This window comes from Polaromonas sp. JS666 (assembly GCF_900103405.1).
Lineage (GTDB): Bacteria > Pseudomonadota > Gammaproteobacteria > Burkholderiales > Burkholderiaceae_C > Polaromonas.
The window spans coordinates 431,349-455,455 of record NZ_FNHX01000005.1; the positions used below are offsets into that span (position 1 = coordinate 431,349).

General features: G+C 65.9%; 20 protein-coding genes. 12 read left to right on the forward strand and 8 right to left on the reverse strand.

All coding sequences use genetic code 11. The features are described 5' to 3' along the window. Window positions 1-53 precede the first annotated feature (53 nt). From BLQ85_RS15620 to BLQ85_RS15635, 4 genes are all read left to right on the forward strand, one after another. On the forward strand, window positions 54-1,205 hold the full coding sequence (locus BLQ85_RS15620) for an ABC transporter substrate-binding protein (protein ID WP_074578229.1): 1,152 nt from the start codon (window positions 54-56) through the stop codon (window positions 1,203-1,205). Between the two features lie 155 nt (window positions 1,206-1,360). After that, on the forward strand, window positions 1,361-2,458 hold the full coding sequence (locus BLQ85_RS15625; RefSeq protein WP_083336874.1) for an ABC transporter ATP-binding protein: 1,098 nt from the start codon (window positions 1,361-1,363) through the stop codon (window positions 2,456-2,458). A 1-nt stretch (window position 2,459) separates the two neighbouring features. Then, a complete protein-coding gene (locus BLQ85_RS15630; RefSeq protein WP_074578144.1) occupies window positions 2,460-3,350 on the forward strand; it encodes an ABC transporter permease in 891 nt (296 codons plus the stop codon). Beyond that, the gene (locus tag BLQ85_RS15635) at window positions 3,347-4,207 is read left to right on the forward strand and encodes an ABC transporter permease (RefSeq protein ID WP_074578145.1); all 861 of its coding nucleotides are present in this window, start codon (window positions 3,347-3,349) and stop codon (window positions 4,205-4,207) included. Before BLQ85_RS15630 ends, BLQ85_RS15635 begins: the two co-directional genes overlap by 4 nt. 87 nt (window positions 4,208-4,294) lie before the next feature. On the opposite strand, the gene BLQ85_RS15640 is transcribed toward BLQ85_RS15635, so the two are convergent. Further along, entirely contained in the window at window positions 4,295-5,194 is a 900-nt protein-coding gene (locus BLQ85_RS15640) for a DMT family transporter (RefSeq protein ID WP_074578146.1), read from the reverse strand. A gap of 131 nt (window positions 5,195-5,325) precedes the next feature. Here BLQ85_RS15640 and BLQ85_RS15645 point away from each other — a divergent pair, with 131 nt between their 5' ends. From BLQ85_RS15645 to BLQ85_RS15660, 4 genes are all read left to right on the forward strand, one after another. Beyond that, window positions 5,326-6,321, forward strand: a complete 996-nt coding sequence (locus BLQ85_RS15645; protein ID WP_074578147.1) for a quinone oxidoreductase family protein — start codon at window positions 5,326-5,328, stop codon at window positions 6,319-6,321. A 106-nt stretch (window positions 6,322-6,427) separates the two neighbouring features. After that, on the forward strand, window positions 6,428-7,870 hold the full coding sequence (locus BLQ85_RS15650; protein WP_074578148.1) for a DUF1800 domain-containing protein: 1,443 nt from the start codon (window positions 6,428-6,430) through the stop codon (window positions 7,868-7,870). A gap of 19 nt (window positions 7,871-7,889) precedes the next feature. Further along, window positions 7,890-9,248: a DUF1501 domain-containing protein gene (locus BLQ85_RS15655; RefSeq protein ID WP_083336875.1), complete on the forward strand. Its 1,359-nt coding sequence runs from the start codon at window positions 7,890-7,892 to the stop codon at window positions 9,246-9,248. A 667-nt stretch (window positions 9,249-9,915) separates the two neighbouring features. Beyond that, window positions 9,916-10,734 (forward strand): NUDIX hydrolase, encoded by an 819-nt coding sequence (locus BLQ85_RS15660; protein ID WP_074578149.1) that lies wholly within the window; start codon window positions 9,916-9,918, stop codon window positions 10,732-10,734. Window positions 10,735-10,750: 16 nt separating this feature from the next. Here BLQ85_RS15660 and BLQ85_RS15665 read toward each other — a convergent pair whose 3' ends face one another. The 5 genes from BLQ85_RS15665 to BLQ85_RS15685 form a co-directional block, all read right to left on the reverse strand. Next, on the reverse strand, window positions 10,751-12,409 hold the full coding sequence (locus BLQ85_RS15665; protein WP_074578150.1) for a Na/Pi cotransporter family protein: 1,659 nt from the start codon (window positions 12,407-12,409) through the stop codon (window positions 10,751-10,753). Next, window positions 12,406-13,614 carry an AGE family epimerase/isomerase gene (locus BLQ85_RS15670; protein WP_074578151.1) on the reverse strand — a complete coding sequence of 403 codons (1,209 nt, stop codon included), beginning with the start codon at window positions 13,612-13,614 and terminating at the stop codon, window positions 12,406-12,408. Before BLQ85_RS15670 ends, BLQ85_RS15665 begins: the two co-directional genes overlap by 4 nt. Window positions 13,615-13,771: 157 nt before the next feature. Beyond that, complete coding sequence (gene lspA, locus BLQ85_RS15675) at window positions 13,772-14,272, reverse strand: signal peptidase II (protein ID WP_074578152.1); 501 nt, start codon at window positions 14,270-14,272, stop codon at window positions 13,772-13,774. Beyond that, on the reverse strand, window positions 14,272-17,103 hold the full coding sequence (gene ileS, locus BLQ85_RS15680; protein ID WP_074578153.1) for an isoleucine--tRNA ligase: 2,832 nt from the start codon (window positions 17,101-17,103) through the stop codon (window positions 14,272-14,274). The genes lspA and ileS overlap by 1 nt, the downstream gene beginning before the upstream one ends. A 107-nt stretch (window positions 17,104-17,210) precedes the next feature. Next, a complete protein-coding gene (locus tag BLQ85_RS15685; protein WP_074578154.1) occupies window positions 17,211-18,245 on the reverse strand; it encodes a bifunctional riboflavin kinase/FAD synthetase in 1,035 nt (344 codons plus the stop codon). Window positions 18,246-18,397: 152 nt separating this feature from the next. Here BLQ85_RS15685 and BLQ85_RS15690 point away from each other — a divergent pair, with 152 nt between their 5' ends. After that, entirely contained in the window at window positions 18,398-18,955 is a 558-nt protein-coding gene (locus BLQ85_RS15690; protein WP_007863332.1) for an HNH endonuclease, read from the forward strand. Window positions 18,956-19,004: 49 nt separating this feature from the next. Continuing rightward, entirely contained in the window at window positions 19,005-20,234 is a 1,230-nt protein-coding gene (locus tag BLQ85_RS15695) for a serine hydrolase domain-containing protein (protein ID WP_074578155.1), read from the forward strand. Between the two features lie 13 nt (window positions 20,235-20,247). Here the strand turns inward: BLQ85_RS15695 and BLQ85_RS15700 are convergent, their stop codons facing one another. Together BLQ85_RS15700 and BLQ85_RS15705 are read right to left on the reverse strand one after the other, a co-directional pair. After that, the gene (locus BLQ85_RS15700; RefSeq protein ID WP_074578156.1) at window positions 20,248-21,363 is read right to left on the reverse strand and encodes an acyl-CoA dehydrogenase family protein; all 1,116 of its coding nucleotides are present in this window, start codon (window positions 21,361-21,363) and stop codon (window positions 20,248-20,250) included. A 32-nt stretch (window positions 21,364-21,395) separates the two neighbouring features. Continuing rightward, a complete protein-coding gene (locus BLQ85_RS15705; protein ID WP_074578157.1) occupies window positions 21,396-22,577 on the reverse strand; it encodes an acyl-CoA dehydrogenase family protein in 1,182 nt (393 codons plus the stop codon). 155 nt (window positions 22,578-22,732) lie between these two features. On the opposite strand from BLQ85_RS15705, the gene purN reads away from it, so the two are divergent. After that, window positions 22,733-23,338, forward strand: coding sequence for a phosphoribosylglycinamide formyltransferase (gene purN / locus BLQ85_RS15710; protein WP_074578158.1), 606 nt, complete (start codon window positions 22,733-22,735; stop codon window positions 23,336-23,338). A gap of 151 nt (window positions 23,339-23,489) precedes the next feature. Then, a complete protein-coding gene (locus tag BLQ85_RS15715) occupies window positions 23,490-24,044 on the forward strand; it encodes a fasciclin domain-containing protein (protein ID WP_139201010.1) in 555 nt (184 codons plus the stop codon). Window positions 24,045-24,107 lie beyond the last annotated feature (63 nt).

Below are 24,107 nucleotides of genomic sequence, written 5' to 3' on the forward strand. Positions count from 1 at the left end.
CAGTCCACAGCAACAACGAAGGAGACAAGACCATGACGAAGTTCAAACATTTGATGTCCCGCCTGGGAGGGGGCCTGCGGGCCGCCGGTATGCTGGCCGCGCTCGCGGGCGCGGCCCATGCGGAGCCCGTGACGCTCAACGTCGTTGACGTGGCCGGCAACCTGGCGCTCACGCAGGAGGCGCTGGAAAGTTTCGCGGCGAAAAACCCCAGCCTGGTCTCGCGCATCACCTTCACCAAGGCGCCCGCGCCCGAGCTGCCCGGAAAAATCCGCGCCATGCAGGCGGCAGGCCGCACCGACATCGACCTGGTGCTGACCGGCACCGACGCGCTGGCCGCCGGCATGGCGCTCAACCTCTGGGAGCCCATGCTGCCGGCGCATGCCGCCAAGTTTCCCAACCTGATGGACAACTACCTGCCCAGCGCCCGCAAGATGCAGGACCTGGCCAACGGCCAGGCCGTCATGGTGACTTATATGCCCGCGGGCCCGCTGCTTGAATACAACCCCGACAAGGTCAAGGCACCGCCCAAGACGCCGGCCGAGCTGCTGGCCTGGTGCAAGGCCAACCCCAACAAGCTGATTTACGCGCGTCCCGCCAACTCGGGCCCGGGCCGCACCTTTTTGATGGGCCTGCCCTACCTGCTGGGCGACAAGGACCCCAAGGAACCGCTGGCCGGCTGGGACAAGACCTGGGCTTACCTCAAGGAGCTCAACAGCTGCATCGAGTACTACCCCACGGGCACCGGCGCCGTGATGAAGGAGCTCGGCGAAGGCTCGCGCGACATGACGGTCACCGTGACCGGCTGGGACATCAACCCACGCGCGCTGGGTGTGGTGCCCAAGCAGTTCAAGGTGGCGGCGCTCAATGGCTTCACCTGGGTCAACGACGCCCACTACATGGCCGTGCCCAAGGGCTTGCCGCCGGCGCGCCAGGCGGCCGTGATGGAACTGATGGCCTATCTGCTCAAGCCCGAGCAGCAGGCCCTGACTTATGACTCCGGCTACTTCTACCCCGGCCCGGCTGTGAAAAACGTGCCGCTGAGCGCGGCGCCACAAAAGAGCCAGGACATCATCAAGGAATACGGCCGCCCCGAGTACGCCGACTGGATCGCCAAGCAGCCGCATACCCAGCCGCTGGATGACAAGGCCATGGTTGCCGCTTTCAAGAAGTGGGATCAGGAAATCGGCTCCGGTAAGGGCAAGTAAGAGTCGCTCAAAAACCCTCCTGGCGTTGTTGCGCCGCCTTGCCGTGCTGGTGCACTGTCTGCGGCGGCGCGCCTAGCCAGGACCGCTTCGCTGGGTTTGTGAGCAACTCTCAATAACAAGAGCGCCCGCGCCGCGGGCCAAAAAAGGTTTTTGACATGGTGATGCCAAACACCGCGGGACGGCCCGTGGAAAAAAACGAGTTCAAGCAGCTGCGCCTGGAGGGGGTGAGCCGCCAGTTCGGCGGGGCCAATGCGCTGGACCAGCTGTCCTTGACCATAGAGCGCGGTGAATTCATCGCGCTGCTGGGGCCCTCGGGCTGCGGCAAGTCCACCGCGCTCAACTGCATGGCGGGCCTGCTGCCGCTGTCGGGCGGCAGCATCTGGCTGGACCAGCAGCGCATAGATACGCTGCCGCCGGAAAAACGCGGCTTCGGCATGGTGTTCCAGAACTACGCGCTGTTCCCCCACCTCACGGTCAGCCGCAATGTGGGCTTCGGCCTGAAGATGCGCGGCGTGCCGGCGGCCGAGATCGACAAACGTGTGGCCGCGGCGCTGGACACGGTGCAGCTGCAAGGCCATGCGGACAAGCTGCCCGGCCAGCTTTCGGGCGGCCAGCAGCAGCGCGTGGCGATTGCGCGCGCCATCGTCATCGAGCCGCCGCTGATCCTGATGGACGAGCCGCTGTCCAACCTGGACGCCAAGCTGCGCATTGAAATGCGTTCGGAGATACGCCGCATACACCGCGCCCAGGGCTGCTCCACCGTCTATGTGACACACGACCAGGACGAGGCGCTGGCCATGGCCGACCGCGTGGTGGTGATGAAGCTCGGTGTGGTGCAGCAGGTCGGAACGCCGCAGGAAGTGTTCGCGCGGCCGGCCACGCTGGACGTGGCGCGTTTTATGGGCTACCGCAATGTGCTGCCGGCCCGGGTGCTGCGTTCCGATGGCGCCAGCGTCACGGTCGAAGGCGCGGGCGGTGTGCGCCTGGCGGGCACGGCCATGCAAGCCCTGGCCGCGGGCGTCAGCGTGATGGTGGCCGTGCGGCCCGACGAGATCGCGATTGCCGAAGGCGAACATGCTTTCCCCGGCACGGTGGAAACCGCGGAATACGGCGGCCGCGAATGGCTGCTGCAGGTCAGGACGGCTTTTGAGGACCTGCTCTATGTGCGCTCTTCGCGCGCCGTCACGCCGGGTGACAGCGTGATGCTGGCCGCGGCGCCGGATCGGGTGCTGGTCTATGCGGGGGAGTCCTGAGATGGCCGGGCTCGCCACGCCGGCATCTGCCGCCCCTCATGCGCGGCCGCCGCTGGACCCGGCCGTGATGCTGGTCGCGCCTGCGGCTGCGGTGATGGTCATGTTTTTTGTCTACCCCTTTGCCTACGGCCTGCTGCTGTCCTTCCAGCCGGCGCAGGGCGGGGTGCTGCAGAACTACATCCACTTTTTCCAGACACGCGACCTGTGGCAGACCATTGGTAACACCCTGCAGCTGGCGCTGCCGGCCACGCTCATCAACGTCGGCTTCGCGCTGGCGATTGCCTATGCCACGCGCGTCAAAAGCCCTTACCAGCGCCTGCTGTCCACCTTGCTGGTGGTGCCGCTGACCCTGGGCACGGTGCTGATTGCCGAAGGCATGCTGACCTACTTCGGCCCGCGCGGCTGGCTGGCGCAGGCGCTGCACTGGCTGAACCTGTATGAAGGCTCGATACGCCTGACGCACAACTACTGGGGTGTGCTGATCTCGCTGGTCATCACCGGTTTCCCGTTTGCCTACCTGCTGATCCTGTCTTACATCACCGGCATAGACCCGGCGCTGCCGCGCGCCGCGGCCACGCTGGGTGCCGACGGCTGGAACCGCTTTCGCTACATCTATTTGCCGCTGCTCACGCCGGGCCTGGTCATGGCCTTCTGCCTGAGTTTTGTGCAGGCCTTTTCGGTCTTCCCGTCGGCGGTGCTGCTGGGCTCACCGGCCGGCACCACGCGCGTGATTGCGATTGCGGCCTATGAAGCGGCTTTTGAGCAGTACGACTACTCGCTGGCCTCGGCCGTCGCCATGATCATGGGCCTGGCCCAGCTGGCCATCGTCGCCGCCGCGCTGGGCCTGCGCCGGCTGTTCTACCGCGGCCCGGTCACCGGAGGCAAGGGATGAGCGCCGCGGCACAACACCATGCCCATCCGCTGCGCGACCGTGCCTGGCGCGCGCTGGTCTGGGGCGTCATTGCTTTTTTCCTGGTCAATGTCGGCCTGCTGATTCTCGCGGTCGCGACCAACTCGGTGGCTACGCGCTGGCTGGGCACCTGGCTGCCCGAGGCCTACACCACGGCCTGGTATGTGTCGGCCTGGAAGGAGTTTCAGCTCAGCCATGTGCTGGTGGTCACCGTGGTGGTGGTGTTCTCGGTGGTCTTTTTATCGCTGCTGATCGGCGTGCCCGCCGCCTACACGCTGGCGCGCAAGGACTTTCGCGGCAAGAAGCTGCTCACGCTGCTGTTTTTGCTGCCGCTCATGGTGCCGCCCATCACCTACGGCATTCCGCTGGCCACGGTGATGTACCAGCTGCACCTGGCCGGTACCTTGCCGGGCGTGATCATCGCCAACATGATCCCGGCCCTGCCGTTCGTGATCCTGGTGATGACGCCCTTCGTCGAGCAGGTGGACACCAACATCGAATCGGCCGCCCGCGTCTTCGGCGCCAACACGCGGCAGATGTTTCTTTACACCCTGGTGCCGCTGCTGGCGCCCGGCGTGCTGGCAGCCGGCCTGCTGGTGCTGGTGCGCACGGTGGCCATGTTTGAGCTGACCTTTCTGGTGGCCGGCCCCGACACCCAGACCCTGGTGGTCGCGCTGTATTACGCGGTCTTCGCCGCGGGCGTGCGCGCCGGCCAGTCGGTGGATGCCATGGCCATGATTTACATGGCGATCACGGTGCTGTGGCTGCTGATCGCGCTGCGTTTTGTCAACCCGACGCAGCTGGTCAGCCGCGTCAAGGAGCATCCGGTCAAGGGCTGAGCACGGCAGTCAAAAGTTTCCGTTGGTGGAAATTGGGCACGGAGAGCCGCACGGGCGGCTCCCCGTGCTTTTTTTTGCCACAACTGCTCAGCGCCGCGACGACACCACAATGCCGCCCACGATCAGCACAAAGGCCAGCGCGTGGTAAAGGTGCGGCAGCTCGCCGAGGAAGGCGGCCGAGAGCAGGGCGGCGAACAGCGGCGTGAGGTTGGAAAAGAATCCCGCGATGGCCGGCCCCACGCGCTGCACGCCCATGCCCCAGCAGCGGTAGGCGATCACCGCGGGCCCGACGGCCACATACAGCAGGGCCGCGGCCAGCGGCCAGCCCCAGGCGATGTGGGCGTCGGTCAGCGCCCATTCGCCGGCGGCGAAAGCGCCCGACCAGCCCAGGCCGAACACAATTTGCGCCATCAGGAAGGCCGCCCAGTCGCCGCGAATCTCTTTGGGCTCCCTGGGTTGTGACAGCAGCCAGCTGTAAAACGCCCAGGCCAGCGTGGCCAGCAGCACATAGAGGTCGCCGGGCACCAGCTGCACCTGCATCAACAATTCCCATTGGCCGCGCGAGAGCACCACCAGCACGCCGGCAATCGACAGCACGGCGCCCAGCACCTGCCGCCGCGACACGGCCTGGCCGAAGCACAGCGCGCCCACCACCAGCATCCAGATGGGCACGCTGGAGGCCACCAGCGTGACGTTGAGCGGCGTCGAGGTCTTGAGCGCCAGGTATTGCAGCGCGTTGTAGCAGCCCACGCCCAGCAGGCCCAGCACGGCGAAGCGTTTCCAGTGGGGCCACAGGCGGCTGCCGGGTTTGAGCAGGCGCCAGGCCAGCGGCAGCAGGATCACAAAGGCCAGGGCCCAGCGCAGGAAGTTGAGCGTCATGGGCGGCACCAGGCCGGTGACCAGGCGGCCCACCACGGCATTGCCGGCCCAGAGCATGGGGGGAAGCACCAGCAGCGAAGCGGTGGCGGGAGTCAGGCGCTGGGTCATGCGGGGACTTTAGCAAGCGCCGGTGTTTTTCGCCGGAGGGGCGTGAATAGGCTCCGGCGCCTGCGGCCCATTTCGATTCGTGGCACCATGGCAGCCACGTTTTTATTTCCCCTCTCTGCAAGGAACACCCCATGGCCTCATACCCCTCCAAAGCCGTCCACATCAACCAGCACGGCGGCCCTGAAGAACTCAGGCTGGTGGACGTCACGGTGGGCGAGCCCGGCCCGGGCGAGATACGCATACGCCACAAGGCCGTGGGCCTCAATTACATCGACGTCTACCAGCGCAGCGGCGTCTACCCCTTTGCCATGCCGCTGCAGCTGGGCATGGAAGCCTCGGGTGTCATCGAGGCCGTGGGCGAGGGCGTCACCCACCTCAAGACCGGCGACCGCGCGGCCTATGCCAGCCAGCCGCCCGGCAGTTATTGCGAGCTGCGCGTGATGCCGGCCAAGTGCGTGTGCAAGCTGCCCGACGCGATCTCCTTCGAGACCGGCGCGGCCATGATGCTCAAGGGCCTGACCACGCAGTACCTGTTGCGCCGTACCCAGCCGCAGGGCGGCCTGCAGGCCGGCGACTACGTGCTGTTCCACGCGGCGGCCGGCGGTGTCGGCCTGATTGCCTGCCAGTGGGCCAGGGCCATGGGCCTGCAGCTCATAGGCACGGCGGGCTCCGATGAAAAATGCGCGCTGGCCCTGTCGCAGGGCGCGGCCTTCGCGATCAACTACACGAAAGAAGACTTCGTGGCCCGCGTCAAGGAGATCACCGGCGGCAAGGGCGTGAAGGTGGTGTATGACTCGGTGGGCAAGGACACCTTCATGAAGTCGCTGGACTGCCTGCGCCCCTTCGGCCTGCTGGCCAACTTCGGCAATGCCTCGGGCAAGACGCCGCCGCTGGATATAGGCGTGCTGGCGGCCAAGGGCTCGCTCTATGTGTCAAGGCCCACGCTGTTCACCCACATCGCCACACGTGAAGTCACGCAGGAAATGGCCGACGAGCTGTTTGCCATGGTGACCAGCGGCAAGGTCGCTATCCCGATAGACCAGCGTTTTGCCCTGGCCGATGCGGCCGAGGCGCACCGCGCGCTGGAAGCCCGCAAGACCACGGGTTGCACCATACTGACTTTGTAAACCGGGGCAAAATGCCCGGCCTCTGGGCCTAATCCTGTGTAAAGCCGCGGGCTGCATTCAACGTAAAGCGGGGTACCTGCGTTACAAAGGACCGCAGGAGAAAAACATGCCCACAGCGAAGACCCTGGCCGGCGTTCTGGCGACCTTGCTGGCCGGCCTGGCCGGCCCCGCGGCGCAGGCCGAAGGACAGACCGAAGCCATACCCCCCACGGCCAATCTCTCGGCCACCTGGCGCGCGGCCTCGCGCCTGGGCTATGCGCCCACGCCGGCCTGGCCGCAGGCCGCCGCCTCGCCCCGCGCCTGGGCGCTGCAGCAGCTCGACGCGGCCTATGCCGCGAGCAAGCGCCCGCCCACTCTTCCCGCCGAGCTCGCGAGCATCAACGCGCCGCTGGGCGATATCGCACGCAGCTTCCAGGCCGAGCGCGAGACGCGCCGCAGCGCGCGCCAGACGCCCAAGCCCGGCATGGCGGCCGCCGCCGATGCGGCAGCGGGCAATGAAAAATTCAGCCGCGAGATGGCCCAGGGCGCGGCCGCCTGGCGGCTGATGTCCTGCAGCGATCCCGCGCTCGAAAACCCGCTGCTCGCGCGCATGACCGAGTTCTGGTTCAACCACCTCAATGTGTTTGTCGGCAAGGGCCCAGTGCGCCCCTTTGTCGGCCACTACGAGATCAACGTGATACGCGCCCACGCCCTGGGCCGCTTTGAAGACCTGCTGCTGGCCAGCGCCAAGCACCCGGCCATGCTGTTCTACCTGGACCAGGCGCAAAGCAACAGCCGCGGCCTCAATGAAAACTACGCGCGCGAGCTCATGGAGCTGCACACCCTGGGCGTGAACAGCGGCTACACGCAAAAAGACGTGCGCGAGCTGGCCCGCATCCTGACCGGCTGGACGGTCAACCTCAAGGACGGCGAAGGCTTTCGTTTTGCCGAGCGCCTGCATGACAAGGAAGGCAAGGTCCTGCTGGGCCGCACCTTCGGCAACGAGAGTGTGGCCGAGGGCGAGGAGGCCATACGCTACCTGGCGCGCCGGCCCGAGACGGCGCGGCGCGTCGCCACCCGGCTGGCAACTTTTTTTGTGGCCGACAAACCGCCGCCCGCGCTGGTGGCCCGGCTGGCCGCTGTGTTTACCGACACCCAGGGCGACCTGCGCGCGGTGATGCGCAGCCTGATCGAATCGCCGGAGTTCTGGGCCAAGGACAACCAGCTGTTCAAGACCCCGCTGGACTTTGCCTGCTCGGCGCTTGCCGCGGCCGGCGGTGTCAGGGACAGGCGCGACATAGGCCAGACCCTGGGCTTTCTCGCGCAGGCCGGCCAGCCCATGCACGGCTGGCAGACGCCTGACGGCTACAAGACCGATGCCAACACCTGGCTCGCGCCCGAGGCGCTGACACGCCGCGCCGACTACGCCATGGGCCTGGCCCAGCGCACGGCCGAGCCGGCCTACCTCAATGCCTTTTTCAGCGTCGCGACGCGCGAGCGCATCGCCCAGGAGCCTGCCCAGATGCGCACTGGCTTGATGCTGGCGAGTCCTGATTTCATGCGTAAATAGAAACGGCAGCGGGGATTTCATGAACTCAAATAATTCTTCATCGCCACGTTCACTGCAACGCCGAAGCCTGCTCGGTATCGGCGCCTTGTCCGCCCTGTCGCTGGCGGTGCCCGGCGTGTGGGCGCAAGCCGCGCCCGGCCTGAACAACGGGCGCCTGGTCGTGGTTTTTTTGCGCGGCGCTTATGACGGCCTGTCGGCCTTTGTGCCTTATGCCGACAAGGACTACTACGCGCTGCGCCCGAATATCGCGATCGCCGCGCCCGACGGCACGGCGCAAACCGCGATCAAGCTCGACAAGACCTTTGCCCTGCATCCGGCCCTCGCTCCGCTGCTGCCGCTGTGGCAGCAAGGCGTGCTCGGTTTTGTGCCCGCGGCCGGCCTGCCGGCGCCGAACCGTTCGCACTTTGATGCGCAGTACCAAATGGAAATCGCGCAGAGCGGCAAGACCAGCAGCGCGCCCGGCTGGCTCAACACCACGGCGGGCATAGGCAGGGCCGGGGCGGGCGGTGCGGTCGCGCTCGGCGTGGGCGAGGCCAACCCCGCCATCCTGGCCGGCCAGGCCGCCGCCGTGCGCCTGATTCCGCGCGGCCAGTCGGCCGAGCGCACCGGCGTGCTGGCCAACGACAAGACCCGCCAGGCGCTGATGGACTTGTATGGCGGCGACGACAAACTCAGCGAAGCCTTTCGCCAGGGCGCGGGCAGCCGCATGCAAAGCGCGCAGGAACTCACCGAGCAAAGAAGCGCCAGGGCCGAAAAAATGGCGCAGGACAGCAAACGCATGGCCGACAGGATGCTGGACCGCGACGGCACGCCCGCCAACCTGCAGGCCCTGAACGCACAAATGCTGGCCGCCAGCAACGGCGCGGCCGACCCGGTGGGCCTGCAGCTCGACGCCCAGCACCTGGGCACGCTGATGCGCAACGACCGCAAACTGCGCCTGGGCTTTTTATCGGCCGGCGGCTGGGACACCCACGCCAACCAGGGGGCGGCCACCGGCCAGCTGGCCAACAACTTAGGCAACCTCGCGCGCGGCATCGCGCAGCTGCGCCAGGATTTTGCGGAGCCCGGCGACGTGGTCGTGGTGATGAGCGAGTTCGGCCGCACCAGCGCGGAAAACGGCACCCGCGGGACGGACCACGGGTTTGGCAATGCCATGTGGCTCATGGGGAACCGGGTTGCCGGCGGGCGCTGGCATGGAGCGTGGACGGGGCTTGGCCAACTTAACGAAGGCCGGGACCTGCCGGCCCACCACGACTATCGTGCCGTGCTGGCGCAGGTTCTTCGTGGCGCCTTTGCGTTTGGCGATTCGCAATTGGCGGAGGTGTTGCCGGGGGCGAAGTGGGATAAGAGGTTGGATGGGGTTTTTAATAAGGCCTGATCAAAGCTTCTGTGTCGTTTCGGGCGCTGTGTTGATTTGAGTTCCGGGGCCGGGGGTAGCCCGGCAGCTACTCACTTTTCTTTTGCTTCGCCAAAAGAAAAGTAAGCAAAAGAAAAGGCGACCCGCAGTCTGGGTCCCTACGCTTCGCTTCGGGCAACCTGCGGTGCTCGAGCCAAGCGGGGTCTGGCTAAACTCGCTACGTTTCACTTCGCTCAGACAACGCCAGCCCTTATCCGCTTGTCTCTGCGCTCCTCGGCCCAGCCAGGACGGGGAAGTCCGAAATACCAAATACCGAAATCCAATACAAACAAGGACACGCCACGGCGTGTCCTTGTTTCTTCAGGTATTCGGTATTGGTTTTCGGCTGTTTGGTATTTCTGTCCCCACCCCCTTGTGGATGCGCCGAGGAGCGCAGGGCCAGACGGATAAGGGCAAAAACTTGTTTGAGCGAAGCGAGTTGTTTTTGACCCCGTCTGGACCGAGCACCGCAGGTTGCCCGAAGCGAAGCGTAGGGACGCAGGAACCAGGGTCGCCTTTCTTTTGGGTACTTTTCTTTGGCGAAGCAAAGAAAAGTGCCTCGCCCGCCGGGGCGAGACCCGGCCAGCAGCACTAAGAAAAACACACCCCAAAACCAGACCCCAGAAGTAAACTGACAACCTCAGAACCCATGACCAACCCGAACCACAATCCAGACTGGTTGCGCGAACTGCGGGCAGGCGCAATCGTCCCACCATTGCGCCCGCGCGTGCCGCTATGGGCTGGCGAATCCGTGATCGGTTCGGTGGAGCCGGGCTTCTTCCACAAGCTCGCCCTGCACACCATGACCGACGGCGACCATCCCATCCTCAAGGAAGAGCGCCCCGGAACCCTGGGCTGGCGCGTGATGGGGGACGTCACGACCAGCCTCAACAAGATCGCGCTCGCGCTGCACGAGGCGGGTCTCGCCGGCGCCTGGCGCGATGAGCAGCTTGCGGTGCCCGACCAGTTCGGCCACCGCAAGGGCACGGTGGAGCGCGCGGCGGTGCGGCCGCTGGGCATCACCACGTTGGCGGTGCACCTGGTGGGGCAGTCGCCCGACGGGCGCTTCTGGGTGCAGCAGCGCGCCTTCAACAAATCCAACGACCCGGGCCTGTGGGACACGCTGATGGGCGGCATGGTGTCGGCTGCCGACACGGTGGAAACCGCGCTCACGCGCGAGACCTGGGAAGAGGCCGGCCTGCATGTGAAGCAGTTGCTGGCCATGCGCTACGGCGGCCGGCTGATGGCGCGGCGTCCGTCCATGGATGGCAAGGGCGCCGGTTATGTGGTGGAAGACATTGACTGGTATGTCTGCACCGTGCCCGAGGGCATGGTGCCGGACAACCAGGACGGCGAGGTCGAGCAGTTCCGCCTGATGGACGCCGCGCAGCTGCTGGATGCCATGCAGCGCGGCGAGTTCACGCCTGAGGCGGCGCTGATTTTTGCCGATGTGATGGGCCTGGCCTGAGCCCGGCCTTGCCGGTTCAGCCCTGGTCGGTCAGCGCGGAGGCGCGCAAGCGGTTGGGCGCCAGCGCGCCGGCCGAATCGAGAATCGGGTACGCAATCGAGCAGATGTGCGAGTTGATGCGCTTGAGTTCGCTGATCAAATCGATGTGCAGCGAGCTGGTTTCCAGGCTTTGCACCGTGTTGGCCGAGAGCCGGCCCAGGTGGGTGGTGGCGTAGGCGCGCTCGAGGTCGCGAAAGCGCGCTTTTTCTTCCAGCAGTTTTTGCGCGTCGCGCACCGTGCCGTTGAGGAACACGCTCATGCCCAGGCGCAGGTTGTCGACCAGGCGCTCGTGCAGCTCGACGATCTCGGCCATGCCGGCTTCCGAGAAGTTGCGGCCCGGCTTGATTTTTTTGTCCTCGATGTCGATCAGCACGCGCTCGATGATGTCGCCTATCTGCTCCATGTTGATGGTGAAGCTGATGATGTCGGTCCAGCGGCGGCTTTCCTCCTCGGCCAGGGCCTCGCGCGAGATCTTGGTCAGGTAGTACTTGATCGAGGAATACAGCTCGTCGACGATATCGTCCATCTTGCGCAGGTCTTCGGCCAGCTTGAGGTCGTTGTTGCGTATGACCTGCAGCACGCCCAAAAGCATGCTCTCCACCACGTCGGCCTGGTGCAGCGCTTCGCGCGCCGCGCAGGAGATCGCCAGCGAAGGTGTGGCCAGGGCCGAAGGGTCCAGGTGGTGGGGCCGCCCGCCCGCCTTGTTTTTCTCGGGCTTGGGCAGCAGCTTTTCCACCCAGCGCGCGATCACCTGCGTCCAGCCTATGAAGACCGCGCCCACCAGCAGGTTGAAGGCCAGGTGGAACAGCACGACCACGGTGGTCGGCTCTTCCAGGTAGGGCCGCACATGGCGCAGCCACAGGCCTATGAGCGGCGCGGCGATCACGATGCCCAGCAGCTTGAACACCAGGTTGCCCAACGGCACCTGCCGCACTTGCACGGGCGAGCGCAGCGTGGTCAGCACGGCCAGCAGGCCGCTGCCCAGGTTGGCGCCCAGCACCAGGCCCAGCGCCACGTCGAGGGGGATCACGCCCGAGGCGGCCAGCGTGGCTGTGAGCAGCACGATGGCCAGGCTGGAATACGAGACCACGGCCAGGAAGGCGCCGGCGGTGATTTCGAGCAGCAGGTCGCTGCTCAGCGAGGCCAGCAAGGCCTTGACGGCCGGCGCCTGGGTCAGCACCTCGGTGGAGGCCGTGACCAGGCGCAGCGCCAGCAGCATCAGGCCCAGGCCGATGAACACGCGGCCCACGCGGCCGACATTGGTGTCCTGGCGCGAGATGAACAGCACCACGCCGGCGAAGATAAAGAGCGGCGACAGCCAGGACAGGTCGAAGGAGAAGACTACGGCCATCAGGCTGGTGCCTATGTCCGCGCCCAGCATCACGGCCAGCGCCAGCGGCAAGGTGACCAGGCCCTGGCCGACAAAGGACGAGACGATGAGCGACGTGGCGGTGCTGGACTGCACCAGCGCCGTGACGCCTATGCCCGAGACCGCGGCGGCCAGCCGGTTGCTGATGCTGACGGCCAGCACGTGGCGCAGGTTGGCGCCGAAGACGCGCAGTATGCCGGTGCGTACCAGGTGGGTACCCCAGACCAGCAGCGCGATCGCCGCCAGGAGATTCAACAAATGCTTCATGCGGTGATTGTCCGTTCAACAATGCCGGGGCGATGTGCCGCGGGCGTCAGGGGAGGAGCAAAGGCCGACAGGCCTTCGAGGCCGGTCATCAAATGGTAAAGCGAGGAGGCCGGCGAGGGCGCGGGATCAAAGCCGCCGTCCTCGCGCTGCCATTCATGCCACAAGCCGGGCACGTCAGTGGCCAGGAAACGCATCAGGCCCGAGAAACTGCCGGCCGCGGCGGCCTGGAAAGCCTGGGTGTCGGCCGCATCGCCCAGGCCTTGCGTGGCGAACAGCAGCGAGGTCCTGAGCCTTTCGGTCTGCGCCCAGAGCCGCGCCCTGCGGTCCGTGGGCGTGCCCGCTTCATCGACGGCAAACAGCGCGACCTGGCGTTCGCTGGCTATGCCGAAGCTGCGGCCGAATTTTTCGAGCGCGATGGCTTCGCTGCGTGCGTTGATGCCCAGCAGGCCCTCGGCCTGCAGCAACAGGTAAGCCCATTCAAACTGGTGGCCGGGCTCATGCAGGCGCTCCTGGGGTGCGCCCAGCGGCGCCCAGCCAGTCGTGAAGAGTTCGCCGATGGCGCCGTTGGCCGGGTTGATCAGGCGCGCGGTCGCCAGTTCGCACAGCGCCAGGGCTGCCGCGCGGAAGCGGCCCTCCACCCCCATGGCCACCCAGGCCAGCAGGGCTTCGAGCAAATGCATGAGCGGGTTGGACTTGAGGATGGGCTGCCGCGGCAGGCCGTCGTAATAGCCGCCCTCGCTGAGCGCCAGCGCGGCCTCGATTTGCCGCAGCAGGGCCTGGGCGGTGTCCAGCAGTTCGCGCGGCCGGCCCTCGGCCTCATAGGCATGGGCCAGCGCGAACAGCACAAAGGCCTGGTCGTAGAGGTCTATGCTTTCGTCGCTGGTGTCCAGGGTGCTGCGGAACAGGCCGTCGGGCCGTGGGTAGCGCGAAAGCATGAAGGACAGGCCATGCCGCATGGCCGCCTGCCAGGGGCCGCTCCAGCCCAGGGCGCCGGCCCGGGCATACACATAGGTCTGCCTGGCCTGGACCCGCACGCGCACCGGCTTGCCGATGGGCTTGCCGTCCTGGCCGAGTTTTTCATGGAAACCGCCGCCCTCGTGGTCCGCGCCGCGCTCCCACCACAGCGGCAGGGCGGACTCGAACAGCCAGTGCCTGGCGTGCCGGCCCGTGTCGGCGAGAAAAGAGGGGAAGGACTCTGGGGGCATCAAGCGTGGCAAAAAACGGGTTGGGCGCGAGTTGTTGTTCGTCAGGTGGCCGCGGCGCGGCCAGAACCTGATTTTGCACCCCAAATCGGTGTTTTTTGCGGAATCGGGAGTCGCCTTGCCCAAAGCTGTGGAAACCCCGGCACAGGCCGCTGAGGACCTAACTGGCTTTGCGCACCCGCAGCAGCTCGTCCAGGATCAGGCAGATCGCGCCCACGGTGATGGCGCTGTCGGCGATGTTGAAGGACGGGAAGTACCAGCCGCCCCAGTGGAACTGCAGGAAGTCCACCACATAGCCGTGCAGCGCGCGGTCAATCACGTTGCCCAGCGCGCCGCCCAGGATGCAGGCCAGCGCGAAGCAGAACAGCTTTTGCCCCGCATGCGAGCGCAGCATCCACAGGATGAACAGGGCCGCCGCGACGCCTATGGCGGTGAAGAACCAGCGCTGCCAGCCCGAGGCTTCGGCCAGGAAGGAAAAGGCCGCGCCGGTGTTGTGCACCCGCACCACGTTGAAGAAGCTGGTCACGTAGGTGGAGTCGCCCAGGTGGTAATAACCCAGGATCAGCACCTTGGTGAACTGGTCGGCGATCAGGATGATGAGCGCCAGGCCCAGCCAGGGCAGCAGCGAACTGGGGGAGCGCGTGAAGGTGGTTTTGGCCATTACGCGAACTTCCGCGCTTCGCCGGCGCCGAACAGATTGCTGGTGCAGCGGCCGCAGATCGTCGGGTGGGCCGGGTCATGGCCCACGTCGGCGCGGTAGTGCCAGCAGCGCTCGCATTTGGCGTCGGTGCTGGGCGTCACCCTGGTGGCAACCGCGCTGGCGGCGGCCACTTCGATGGCGGAGGTGATGAAGACGAATTTCAGGTCTTCACCCAGGCCGGCCAGCAGCGCATGGTCCTCGGCCGGCACTTCGAGCACCACATTGGCCTGCAGCGAGGAGCCGACCTTGCCGTCGGCGCGCAGGGTTTCGATGTCCTTGTTGACCGCGTCGCGCAGTTCGCGAATGCGCGACCACTTGGCCAGCAGCGCAGCGTCGGGCGCGGGAAACTCGGAGTATGTTTCCATGAAGATGGACTCGGACGCACCGAACACCTTCCAGGCCTCTTCCGCCGTGAAGCTCAGGAAAGGCGCCATCCAGCGCAGCATGGCGTGCGTGATCTGCCAGAGCGCGGTCTGCGCGCTGCGGCGGGCCAGCGATTTGGGGCCGGTGGTGTAGAGCCGGTCTTTCAGGATGTCGAGGTAGAAGGAGCCCAGGTCTTCGCTGCAATAAATCTGCAGCTTGGAGACCACCGGGTGGAATTCATAGACCTCGTAATGCGCCAGGATGTCGGCCTGCAGCTGCGAAGCACGGCTCAGCGCGTAGCGGTCGATTTCCAGCATCTGGTCAAACGGCACGGCGTCTTTCGCCGGGTCGAAGTCGCTGACGTTGGCCATCAGGAAGCGCAGCGTGTTGCGGATGCGGCGGTAGGCATCGACCACGCGGGCCAGGATCTTGTCGTCTATGCCCAGGTCGCCCGAGTAGTCGGTGGAGGCACACCACAGGCGAATGATCTCGGCGCCCAGCTTGTCGCTGACTTCCTGCGGCACCACGACGTTGCCTTCGCTCTTGCTCATCTTGCGGCCCTTGCCGTCCACGGTGAAGCCGTGCGTGAGCAGGCCCTTGTAGGGCGCGCGGTCGTACATGGCGCAGGCGGTGAGCAGCGAGGAATGGAACCAGCCGCGGTGCTGGTCGTGGCCCTCGAGGTAGAGGTCGGCCGGCCAGGTCGATTGCGCGGCGTGGCTGTGGCGCAGCACATGGTCGTGCGTGGTGCCCGAGTCGAACCAGACGTCGAGGATGTCGGTGCTCTTGATGTAGTCAGCCGCCTCGGCGCCCAGGATGGATTCGGCGCTGGCCTTGCTCCAGGCCTCGATGCCGCCGGCTTCCACCATGCGGGCGGCCTGGTCCATGATCTCCATGGTGCGCGGGTGCAGCTCGCCGGTGGCGGTGTGGATGAAAAAGGGCAGGGGCACGCCCCAGTTGCGCTGGCGGCTGATGCACCAGTCGGGCCGCCCGGCGATCATGTCGCGCAGCCTGGCCTTGCCGTTTTCGGGGTAGAAGCTGGTTTCCTCGATGGCGGCCAGGGCCAGCTCGCGCAGGGTCTTGCCGGCCTTGTCGCTGGCGAACACGCCCTGGGTGCCGGCGGTTTCGCCGTCCATGCGGATGAACCACTGGGCCGCCGCGCGGTAGATGACCGGCGTCTTGTGGCGCCAGCAGTGAGGGTAGCTGTGCTGGATGTCCTGCGTGGCGAAGAGGCGGCCGTGTTCGCGCAGCTTGTCGATGACCAGCGGCGCGGCCTTCCAGATATTGAGGCCGCCGAAAAACGGCAGCTCGTCGACATAGCGGCCGTTGCCCTGCACCGGGTTGAGGATGTCCTCATGGGCGATGCCGTTGGAGACGCAGGAGTTAAAGTCTTCCACGCCGTAGGCGGGCGAGGAGTGCACGATACCGGTGCCGTCGTCGGCGGTGGCGTAGTCGGCCAGGAACACCGGGCTGAAACGGCGATAGCCCGGGTCGGCGTCGTAGAACGGGTGCTCAAAGTTGATCTTCGCGAGGTTTTCGCCCTTGGTGACGGCGATGACGCGGCCTTCCAGCTGGTAGCGTTCCAGGCATTTGTCGACCAGCACCGAGGCCAGCACCAGCAGGCCGCGCTCGGTGTCCACCAGCGAATACTCGAGATCGGGGTTCAGGTTCAGCGCCTGGTTGGCAGGGATGGTCCACGCGGTCGTGGTCCAGATGACGGCGAAAGCATCCTTGCTGAGCGCGGCCTGGCCGAAGGCCAGCGCCAGCTTTTGCGGCTCGGCGCATTTAAAGCCGACGTCCAGCGTGCTGGACTTCTTGTCGGCGTATTCGATCTCAAACTCGGCCAGCGAGGAGCCGCAGTCGAAACACCAGTACACGGGTTTCAGGCCGCGGTAGACAAAACCGCGCTCCATGATGCGTTTGAGCGCGCGGATTTCATTGGCCTCGTTGCCGAAGTCCATGGTGCGGTAGGGATTGTCCCACTCGCCGAGCACGCCCAGGCGCTTGAAGTCGGCCCGCTGGCCCTCGATCTGCTCGGTGGCGAAGGCGCGGCTCTTGGCCTGCACCTCGTCGCGCGGCAGGTTGCGGCCGTGCAGTTTTTCGATCGCGTTTTCGATCGGCAGGCCGTGGCAGTCCCAGCCGGGCACGTAGATCGCGTCCAGGCCCTTGAGCTGGCGCGCCTTGACGATCATGTCCTTGAGGACCTTGTTGACGGCGTGGCCGATGTGGATCTTGCCGTTGGCATAGGGCGGGCCGTCGTGCAGCACGAACTTGGGCTTGCCGGCGCGTACGTCGCGCAGCTTTTTGTAAATGCCTTTGTCGTCCCACTCCTTGGCCCAGCCGGCTTCGCGTTTGGGCAGGTCGCCGCGCATGGGAAACGGGGTGTCTGGCAGGTTCAGGGTGCTGCGGTAATCGGTTTTGGTCTCGGACATGGGATGCTCTTGTTAGGGCGGCCCGGGAAAGCGGGGCGCCGGCCATACGGTGGGGAGGAAAGCCATCCGCCGTGAAAGCAGGGCGGGGCCAGAGGCGACGAGATCGTCTAAATTCGGTCGCGCGTGGTCTGGCGGCTGGTTTCCGTGTGCATGGCGGCTGAAAACGACTGGGGCACCTGGGCAAAAAACGCCCGCGCCTCGTCGCAGTCCTTGGCGATGCCTGTTTTCAGGCTCTCCAGGCTGTCGTATTTCAGTTCGTCGTGCAGTTTGTGCAGCAGTTCCACACGGATGATTTTACCGTATGCCCCCTCGGGGCCCAGGCCGGCGGGCCATTCGAGGCAATGGGTCTCCAGCAGTACCCGCCCGCCGTTGACGTCGGCCGGGTCCAGCGAGGGCCGTATGCCCAGGTTGGCTACGCCCGGGATGGCCTTGTCGGCCAGGCCGTGCACCTGCACCGCAAAAATCCCGCCGGCGGCCGGTTTCCAGTGGGAAAAACGCAGGTTGAGGGTGCGAAAACCGAGGTCGCGCCCCAGTTTGCGGCCATGCACCACATGGCCGGAAACGCTGTAAGGCCGGCCCAGCAGGCCGGCGACGCGGTCCATGCGGCCCTGGGCCAGGGCCTCGCGCACGGCGGAGCTGGAGACCCGGGTGCCGTGCACCTCGTAGCTGTTCATGCGGGCCACGTCAAAACCCAGGTGCTCGCCGGCGGCGTCCAGCATGGCGTAGTCGCCCACCCGCTTGGCGCCGAAGCGGAAGTCGTCGCCCACCAGCACGTATTTCACCCCCAGGCCGCGCACCAGCACGTCCTGGATAAAGGCTTCGGCCGGCTGGGAAGCCAGCGCGGCGTTAAAGGGCAGGACCACGCACTGGTCTATGCCGCAGCGCGCCAGTTCGGTGAGCTTGTCGCGCAGGGTGGCGATGCGGGCCGGCGCCAATTCGGGCTTGCGCGCCACGGCCGCGAAATAGTCGCGCGGGTGGGGTTCAAAGCTCATCACGCAGCTGGGCACCCCGCGGTGCTGGGCTTCGTTTTTCAGCAGCGCCAGCATGGCCTGGTGGCCGCGGTGCACGCCGTCGAAGTTGCCTATGGTCAGGGCGCAGTGTTCGGCCAGCTGGGGATGGTGGTAGCCACGGAAAACTTTCATGGGGGCAATTATCGTTTTTGTAGCGCCGGAGCCCGGTCAAGCGGGGCTTGAACGTGGTTAATGGGGGATTTGGGGGCGTTTTTCACAATTTCACTGTATATTGATACACAGTACCGTGTCTCATGCGTCGTCCACCTTGATGGAGGTTCGTTTTGAAGGTCTTGAAGCTCTCAGCCCAGGGATTGCCACAGTCGTGGATCAGCCTTGAACAAGCCGTGCTGCATTACGCGGCCGACGAGGTGCGCTGGGAGATGGGCGCGCGGGTGGTGGTCTTCCACGGCGGCCACAACGCGATCACGGGCCAGCAGTCCATCATCACGGTCAACAGCATCATAGGCACCAAGGGCGTGCCCAACATCAATCCCTTCGACCTCAAGCCGGGCCTGACCAACGGCAAGCTGTTTGCCCGCGACCGCAATGTGTGCGCCTACTGCGGCGGGCATTTCCATGAGGAAGACCTGACGCGTGAGCACATCATCCCCTTCGCCCAGAACGGGGTGGACACCTGGATGAACGTGGTGACGGCCTGCCGCGCCTGCAACCACCGCAAGAGCAGCCGCACGCCCGAGCAGGCCCACATGCCGCTGCTGTACACGCCTTATGTGCCCAGCCTCTGGGAAGACTTCATCCTGCGCAACCGCCGCATCCTGGCGGACCAGATGGAGTTTTTGATGGCGCATATCCCCAAAACCTCACGCCTGCACGCCTAGCGTCCGGGGCATGGGGAGGCGCCTCGGCATCCTGGCATGCATCGCGGCGATGGCCGCCGTAGCCGCGGTCGCGGCGCCCGACGAGGACGCGCTGGGCAAGCCGCGCGGCTACCCGGTTTCGTCTTTCGGCCCTCACTTCAGCCTGTTCGACGAAACCCACAAGGTGGGCACTTTCAGCCACATGGACGAGATCCTGTGGCCGCGCCGCGTGAAGTCGGGCGCCGCCTCGCCCTTACCGCCCTCGCCGTCCATGGCGGCGCAGGCCCTGGCGATCAGCTATCCCTTTGAGGGCAAGACCTACACCCTGGAGGACTTCCTGGCGCGCCAGCGCATCACGGGGCTGCTGGTGATCAAGGATGGCGCCGTCGTCATCGAGCGCTACCAGTACGAGCGCACCGCGCAGATGAAGCTGGCCTCGTTTTCCATGGCCAAGACCGTGACGGCCTTGCTCACGGGCATCGCGCTGCGCGACGGGCTGATCGCGTCGATCGACGACCCCGCGGAAAAGTACGCGCCCGCCCTCAAGGGCTCGGCCTGGGGGCCGGTCTCCATCCGCAACCTCCTGCGCATGTCATCTGGGGTGAAATGGAACGACAAGGTCATGCCCGGCGTGACGACGGACGGCGCGCGGCTGGCGGCGGAATCGTTTTACCAGCGCGGGCAGGGCGGCGCGGCCGCCGTCGCGTGGGTCAAGGACAGCGAATTCCCGCAAGGCACGCGCTTTAACTACAACTCCGCGGAAACCTTCGCCCTCGGCGTGGCCCTGCGCGGCGCCATCAAGCGGGACTTGGGCGGCTACCTCGCGGAGAAGATCTGGCAGCCCATGGGGGCGGAGGCGGATGCTTCGTGGCTGATCGACCGCTCCGGCCTTGAGGCCGCCAACTGCTGCCTGAATGCCCGGCTGCGCGACTATGGGCGGCTGGGTGTTTTGCTCGCCAACGACGGCATGGTGGACGGCCGCGAGATCATCCCCCGCGAGTTTTTGCTGGACGCGACCGATGCGGGCCGCCAGCCCGACCACCTCAAGCCCCGCAAGGCCACCCCCTTCTTCGGCTATGGCTACCAGACCTGGCTTTATCCCTACCACACGCGCACCTTCCAGGCGCGCGGCCTGTTCGGCCAGGAACTGATCGTGCAGCCGGAATCCAAGGTGGTGATCGTGATGACTTCGGTGCTCAAGTCGGCCGATGTTCCCGGCGACATCTTTGTCGAGCGCAACTACTTCACCGGCGCCCTTCTCAAGGCGCTGGGCGGGAAGACCGACCTCTACCAGCGCTGAGGGCCGCAGGGCTTCAGGCAAAAACCCCGGCGGTGTCCTGCATGCGGCTGGACACCTCGCCCAGGTGGTGCAGCGTGTCGCCAAAGGTCATTTCGAGCTGGGTCAGCTTCTTGAAGTAGTGGCTCACGATGTATTCGTCGGTCACGCCTATGCCGCCGTGCAGCTGCACCGCCTGCTGGCCGACAAAACGCATGGACACACCGAGCTGGTACTTGGCGCGGGCCAGGGCCCGGCGGCGCTCGTCGGCCGGGGCGTTGAGCTTGAGCGAGGCGTAATAACTCATGGAGCGGGCCAGCTCCAGCTGCATCTTCATGTCGGCCACGCGGTGGCGCAGGGCCTGGAAGCTGCTGATGGCTACGCCGAACTGCTTGCGGGTGTTCATGTATTCGACGGTGATGGACAGGGTCTTGTCCATCACGCCCACGGCTTCGGCGCAGGTGGCGGCGATGCCGATGTCGACCGCATGGGCCAGGGCGGTGAGGCCGTCCAGCGTGAGCAGGGCGGCGGGCGCGTTCTTGAGCGTGAGCTCGGCGGCGCGGCCGCCGTCCTGCGTGCCGTAGCCGCGCGTCGCCACGCCAGCTGCCGTGCGTTCGACCAGGAACAGCGCAAGCTTGCCCTTGGCCATCGCGGGCACGATAAAAGCCTCGGCCTGGTCGCCGGCCGGCACTATGCTTTTGCCGCCGTCCAGCGTCCAGGCATCGCCGGCCGCTATTGCCGTGGCCTGGCATTTTTCAAAGTCGTAGCGCGCCGCGCGTTCCTGGTGGGCCAGCACCACCAGGGCTTGGCCCGAGGCGATGTTCGGCAGCCAGGCGGCCTTGAGGGCTGCGGGCGCGTAGCCGGAGAGCACGGCGCCGGCGATCAGCGCCTGGGCAAAGGGCTCCAGCACGATGCCGCGGCCCAGTTCCTCCATCACCACCATGCCCTCGACCGGGCCCATGCCCAGGCCGCCGTCGGCCTCGGGGATGTAGAGGCCGGTCAGGCCCAGTTCGGCGATCTGGCCGTAGGCTTCGCGCGAGAAACCGCCGGCTTTGGCGATGCCGCGGCGGCGCTCGAAGCCGTAGCCCTTGTCCACCCATTTGCGCACGGCGTCGCGCAGTTGTTCCTGGTCGTCGGTGAAATCGAAATCCATGATGTGTTTCCTGTGTGCTTGTGCGACCGGTATCAGCCGAGAACGACTTGCGAGACGATGTTTCGCTGGACTTCGTTGGAGCCGCCGTAAATCGTGGTCTTGCGCAGATTGAAGTAAGTGGACGCCAGCGGCGCGTCGCCGGCCAGGCCGCCGGGGAAGTCGCCCTGCCAGCCGGCTTCCATGGCCTCCTCGATCAAGGGCAGGCTGAAGGGGCCTGCGGCCAGCATCATGAGTTCGCTGTAGCGCTGCTGGATCTCGCTGCCGCGTATCTTGAGCAGGCCGGCGATGTCCAGCGAGTTCTTGCCCGATTTCTCGGCCGAGAGCACGCGCAGCACCAGCATTTCGAGCGCCACCACATCGACCTCGAGCTTGGCGATCTCGTCGCGAAAACGCGGGTCGTCGTACACGCCTTCGGCCTTGGCGATGCGCTTCAAGCGCTCGAGTTCGCGCTTGGCGCGGTTCACGTCGGCGATGTTGGTGCGCTCGTGGCTCAGCAGGTGCTTGGCGTAGGTCCAGCCCTTGTTCTCTTCGCCGATCAGGTTTTCGGCCGGCACCTCGACATTGTCGAACCAGACTTCATTGACCTCGGCCTCGCCGTCCAGCAGCACGATGGGGCGCACCGTCACGCCGGGCGACTTCATGTCGACCAGCAAAAAGGAAATGCCCGTCTGCGGCTTGCCTTCATTGCTGGTGCGTACCAGGCAAAAAATCCACTCGCCGTACTGGCCCAGCGTGGTCCAGGTCTTCTGGCCGTTGACGATGTATTTGTCGCCCTGGCGCTCGGCCCGGCATTTGACCGAGGCGAGGTCGGAGCCCGAACCGGGCTCGCTATAGCCCTGGCTCCACCAGACCTCGCCGCTGGCGATGCCGGGCAGGAAGCGCTTTTGCTGTTCAGGGGTGCCGAAGGCCATGATCACGGGCGCCACCATCACCGGGCCGAAGGGCACGACGCGCGGTGCGCCGGCCAGGGCGCATTCCTCTTCAAACAAGTGCTTTTGCACCGCGTTCCAGCCCGGGCCGCCGAATTCCTTGGGCCAGCCATGGCCCAGCCAGCCTTTTTTGCCGAGTATCTTGGCCCAGCGCTGCATATCGTCACGCGTGAGCCGCAGGGCGTTGTGCACCTTGTGCGAAATGTCGGCCGGCAGGTTGGCGCGGACCCAGGCGCGAATTTCTTCGCGGAATGCCTGTTCTTCAGGGGTGAAAGCTAAATCCATGGCGGGATGTCTCCGGGGTTGTCGGGCTGCCGCAGCGACTTGCCTGCGGTGGATTTCTTATTTTTAGCACGGTCGTTCGCAATTTTATGTCTCAGTTGGGACATGCGCCTGAAGTCGGGCGGCAGGCCAGTCCGGCCCCTCTAAACTAGAGGGCTATGGCCAGCGCGAACAAACCGAACAAAAACATCGTCATCCTGATTTCCGGCAGTGGCTCCAACATGGCCGCCATCGCCCGGGCTGCGGACAAGGAAGGCTGGCGCGGGCTTTTCGGCGCCCAGGTGGCGGCCGTCATCAGCAACCGGGCCGACGCCGCAGGGCTGGAACTGGCCCACAGCCTGGGCATCGCCATCGACGTGGTGCCGCACAAGGATTTTGCGTCGCGCGAGGCCTTTGACGCCGAACTGATGGCGCGCATAGACGCCCATGCGCCGGCCCTGGTGGTGCTGGCCGGTTTCATGCGCATCCTGACGCCCGGCTTTGTGCAGCACTACGCGGGGCGGCTCATCAACATCCACCCTTCGCTGCTGCCGGCCTTCACCGGCCTGAACACCCACCAGCGCGCGATAGACGCCGGATGCACGGTGGCGGGCGCCACCGTGCATCAGGTGACGGCCGAGCTGGACCATGGCGCCACCCTGGCCCAGGCCGTGGTGCCGGTGCTGCCGGGCGACACGGCCCAGAGCCTGGCCGCGCGCGTGCTGACTCAGGAACATTTGATTTATCCGCGGGCCGTGCGCGGGTTTTTCGAACGCGGCGGCTGAGGCCTGCGGGCTTCCTGCGGCCGTGAAGGCCTTGAAAGTGTTGAAACCGAACCTGTTTTGAATCCAGCGGGCCGCGCGCCCCGTATTCATCACAGCCGCTTGAATCATGGTGATTTCGGCTCTTGGTTCAACTTCTTTCAAAGGACTTCACATGCAGACTCAACACAAACTCGCTTCCCTGGGCGTCGCGCTGGCCCTGTCGTTCGCGGCCCTTCCCTCCTTCGCGCAAGTCATGGTGGGCGGCGCGCCCATGCTGGCCAGCAAGGACATCATCGACAACGCGGTCAACTCCAAGGACCACACCACGCTGGTCGCGGCGGTCAAGGCCGCGGGCCTGGTCGACACGCTCAAGGGCCCGGGCCCGTTCACGGTGTTTGCGCCCACCAACGCGGCCTTCGCGGCGCTGCCCGCCGGCACGGTGGACACGCTGCTCAAGCCCGAAAACAAGGGCATGCTGACCGGCGTCTTGACCTACCACGTGGTGCCCGGCAAATGGGACGCCGCGGCCATCAGCAAGATGATTGCCGACGGCAAGGGCATGGCTTCGATCAAGACGGTGGCCGGCGGCACGCTGGTGGCCAAGTCGGCCGGCGGCAAGGTCACGGTGACCGATGAGAAAGGCGGCGTGGCCACCGTGAGCATCGCCGACGTTTACCAGTCCAACGGCGTGATCCACGTGGTGGACAAGGTGCTGCTGCCCAAGTAAAAAGGCAAGGCTTTGGGGCCCGCGCGCGGCATGGCTGTGCGCGGGCCTTGTTGCGCCCGCTGC

Bases quoted from the DNA above. Each gene is read 5' to 3' on its own strand.
- BLQ85_RS15645 (WP_074578147.1), top strand. From the start codon at position 5,326: ATGGCCTCATACCCCTCCAAAGCCGTCCACATCAACCAGCACGGCGGC.
- BLQ85_RS15695 (WP_074578155.1), top strand. From the start codon at position 19,005: ATGGCCGCCGTAGCCGCGGTCGCGGCGCCCGACGAGGACGCGCTGGGC.
- BLQ85_RS15640 (WP_074578146.1), bottom strand. From the start codon at position 5,194: ATGACCCAGCGCCTGACTCCCGCCACCGCTTCGCTGCTGGTGCTTCCC.
- BLQ85_RS15650 (WP_074578148.1), top strand. From the start codon at position 6,428: ATGCCCACAGCGAAGACCCTGGCCGGCGTTCTGGCGACCTTGCTGGCC.
- BLQ85_RS15635 (WP_074578145.1), top strand. From the start codon at position 3,347: ATGAGCGCCGCGGCACAACACCATGCCCATCCGCTGCGCGACCGTGCC.
- BLQ85_RS15670 (WP_074578151.1), bottom strand. From the start codon at position 13,614: ATGCCCCCAGAGTCCTTCCCCTCTTTTCTCGCCGACACGGGCCGGCAC.
- BLQ85_RS15700 (WP_074578156.1), bottom strand. From the start codon at position 21,363: ATGGATTTCGATTTCACCGACGACCAGGAACAACTGCGCGACGCCGTG.
- lspA (WP_074578152.1), bottom strand. From the start codon at position 14,272: ATGGCCAAAACCACCTTCACGCGCTCCCCCAGTTCGCTGCTGCCCTGG.
- BLQ85_RS15620 (WP_074578229.1), top strand. From the start codon at position 54: ATGTCCCGCCTGGGAGGGGGCCTGCGGGCCGCCGGTATGCTGGCCGCG.
- BLQ85_RS15630 (WP_074578144.1), top strand. From the start codon at position 2,460: ATGGCCGGGCTCGCCACGCCGGCATCTGCCGCCCCTCATGCGCGGCCG.
- BLQ85_RS15655 (WP_083336875.1), top strand. From the start codon at position 7,890: ATGAACTCAAATAATTCTTCATCGCCACGTTCACTGCAACGCCGAAGC.
- BLQ85_RS15705 (WP_074578157.1), bottom strand. From the start codon at position 22,577: ATGGATTTAGCTTTCACCCCTGAAGAACAGGCATTCCGCGAAGAAATT.
- BLQ85_RS15660 (WP_074578149.1), top strand. From the start codon at position 9,916: ATGACCAACCCGAACCACAATCCAGACTGGTTGCGCGAACTGCGGGCA.
- BLQ85_RS15715 (WP_139201010.1), top strand. From the start codon at position 23,490: ATGCAGACTCAACACAAACTCGCTTCCCTGGGCGTCGCGCTGGCCCTG.
- purN (WP_074578158.1), top strand. From the start codon at position 22,733: ATGGCCAGCGCGAACAAACCGAACAAAAACATCGTCATCCTGATTTCC.
- BLQ85_RS15685 (WP_074578154.1), bottom strand. From the start codon at position 18,245: ATGAAAGTTTTCCGTGGCTACCACCATCCCCAGCTGGCCGAACACTGC.
- ileS (WP_074578153.1), bottom strand. From the start codon at position 17,103: ATGTCCGAGACCAAAACCGATTACCGCAGCACCCTGAACCTGCCAGAC.
- BLQ85_RS15625 (WP_083336874.1), top strand. From the start codon at position 1,361: ATGGTGATGCCAAACACCGCGGGACGGCCCGTGGAAAAAAACGAGTTC.
- BLQ85_RS15665 (WP_074578150.1), bottom strand. From the start codon at position 12,409: ATGAAGCATTTGTTGAATCTCCTGGCGGCGATCGCGCTGCTGGTCTGG.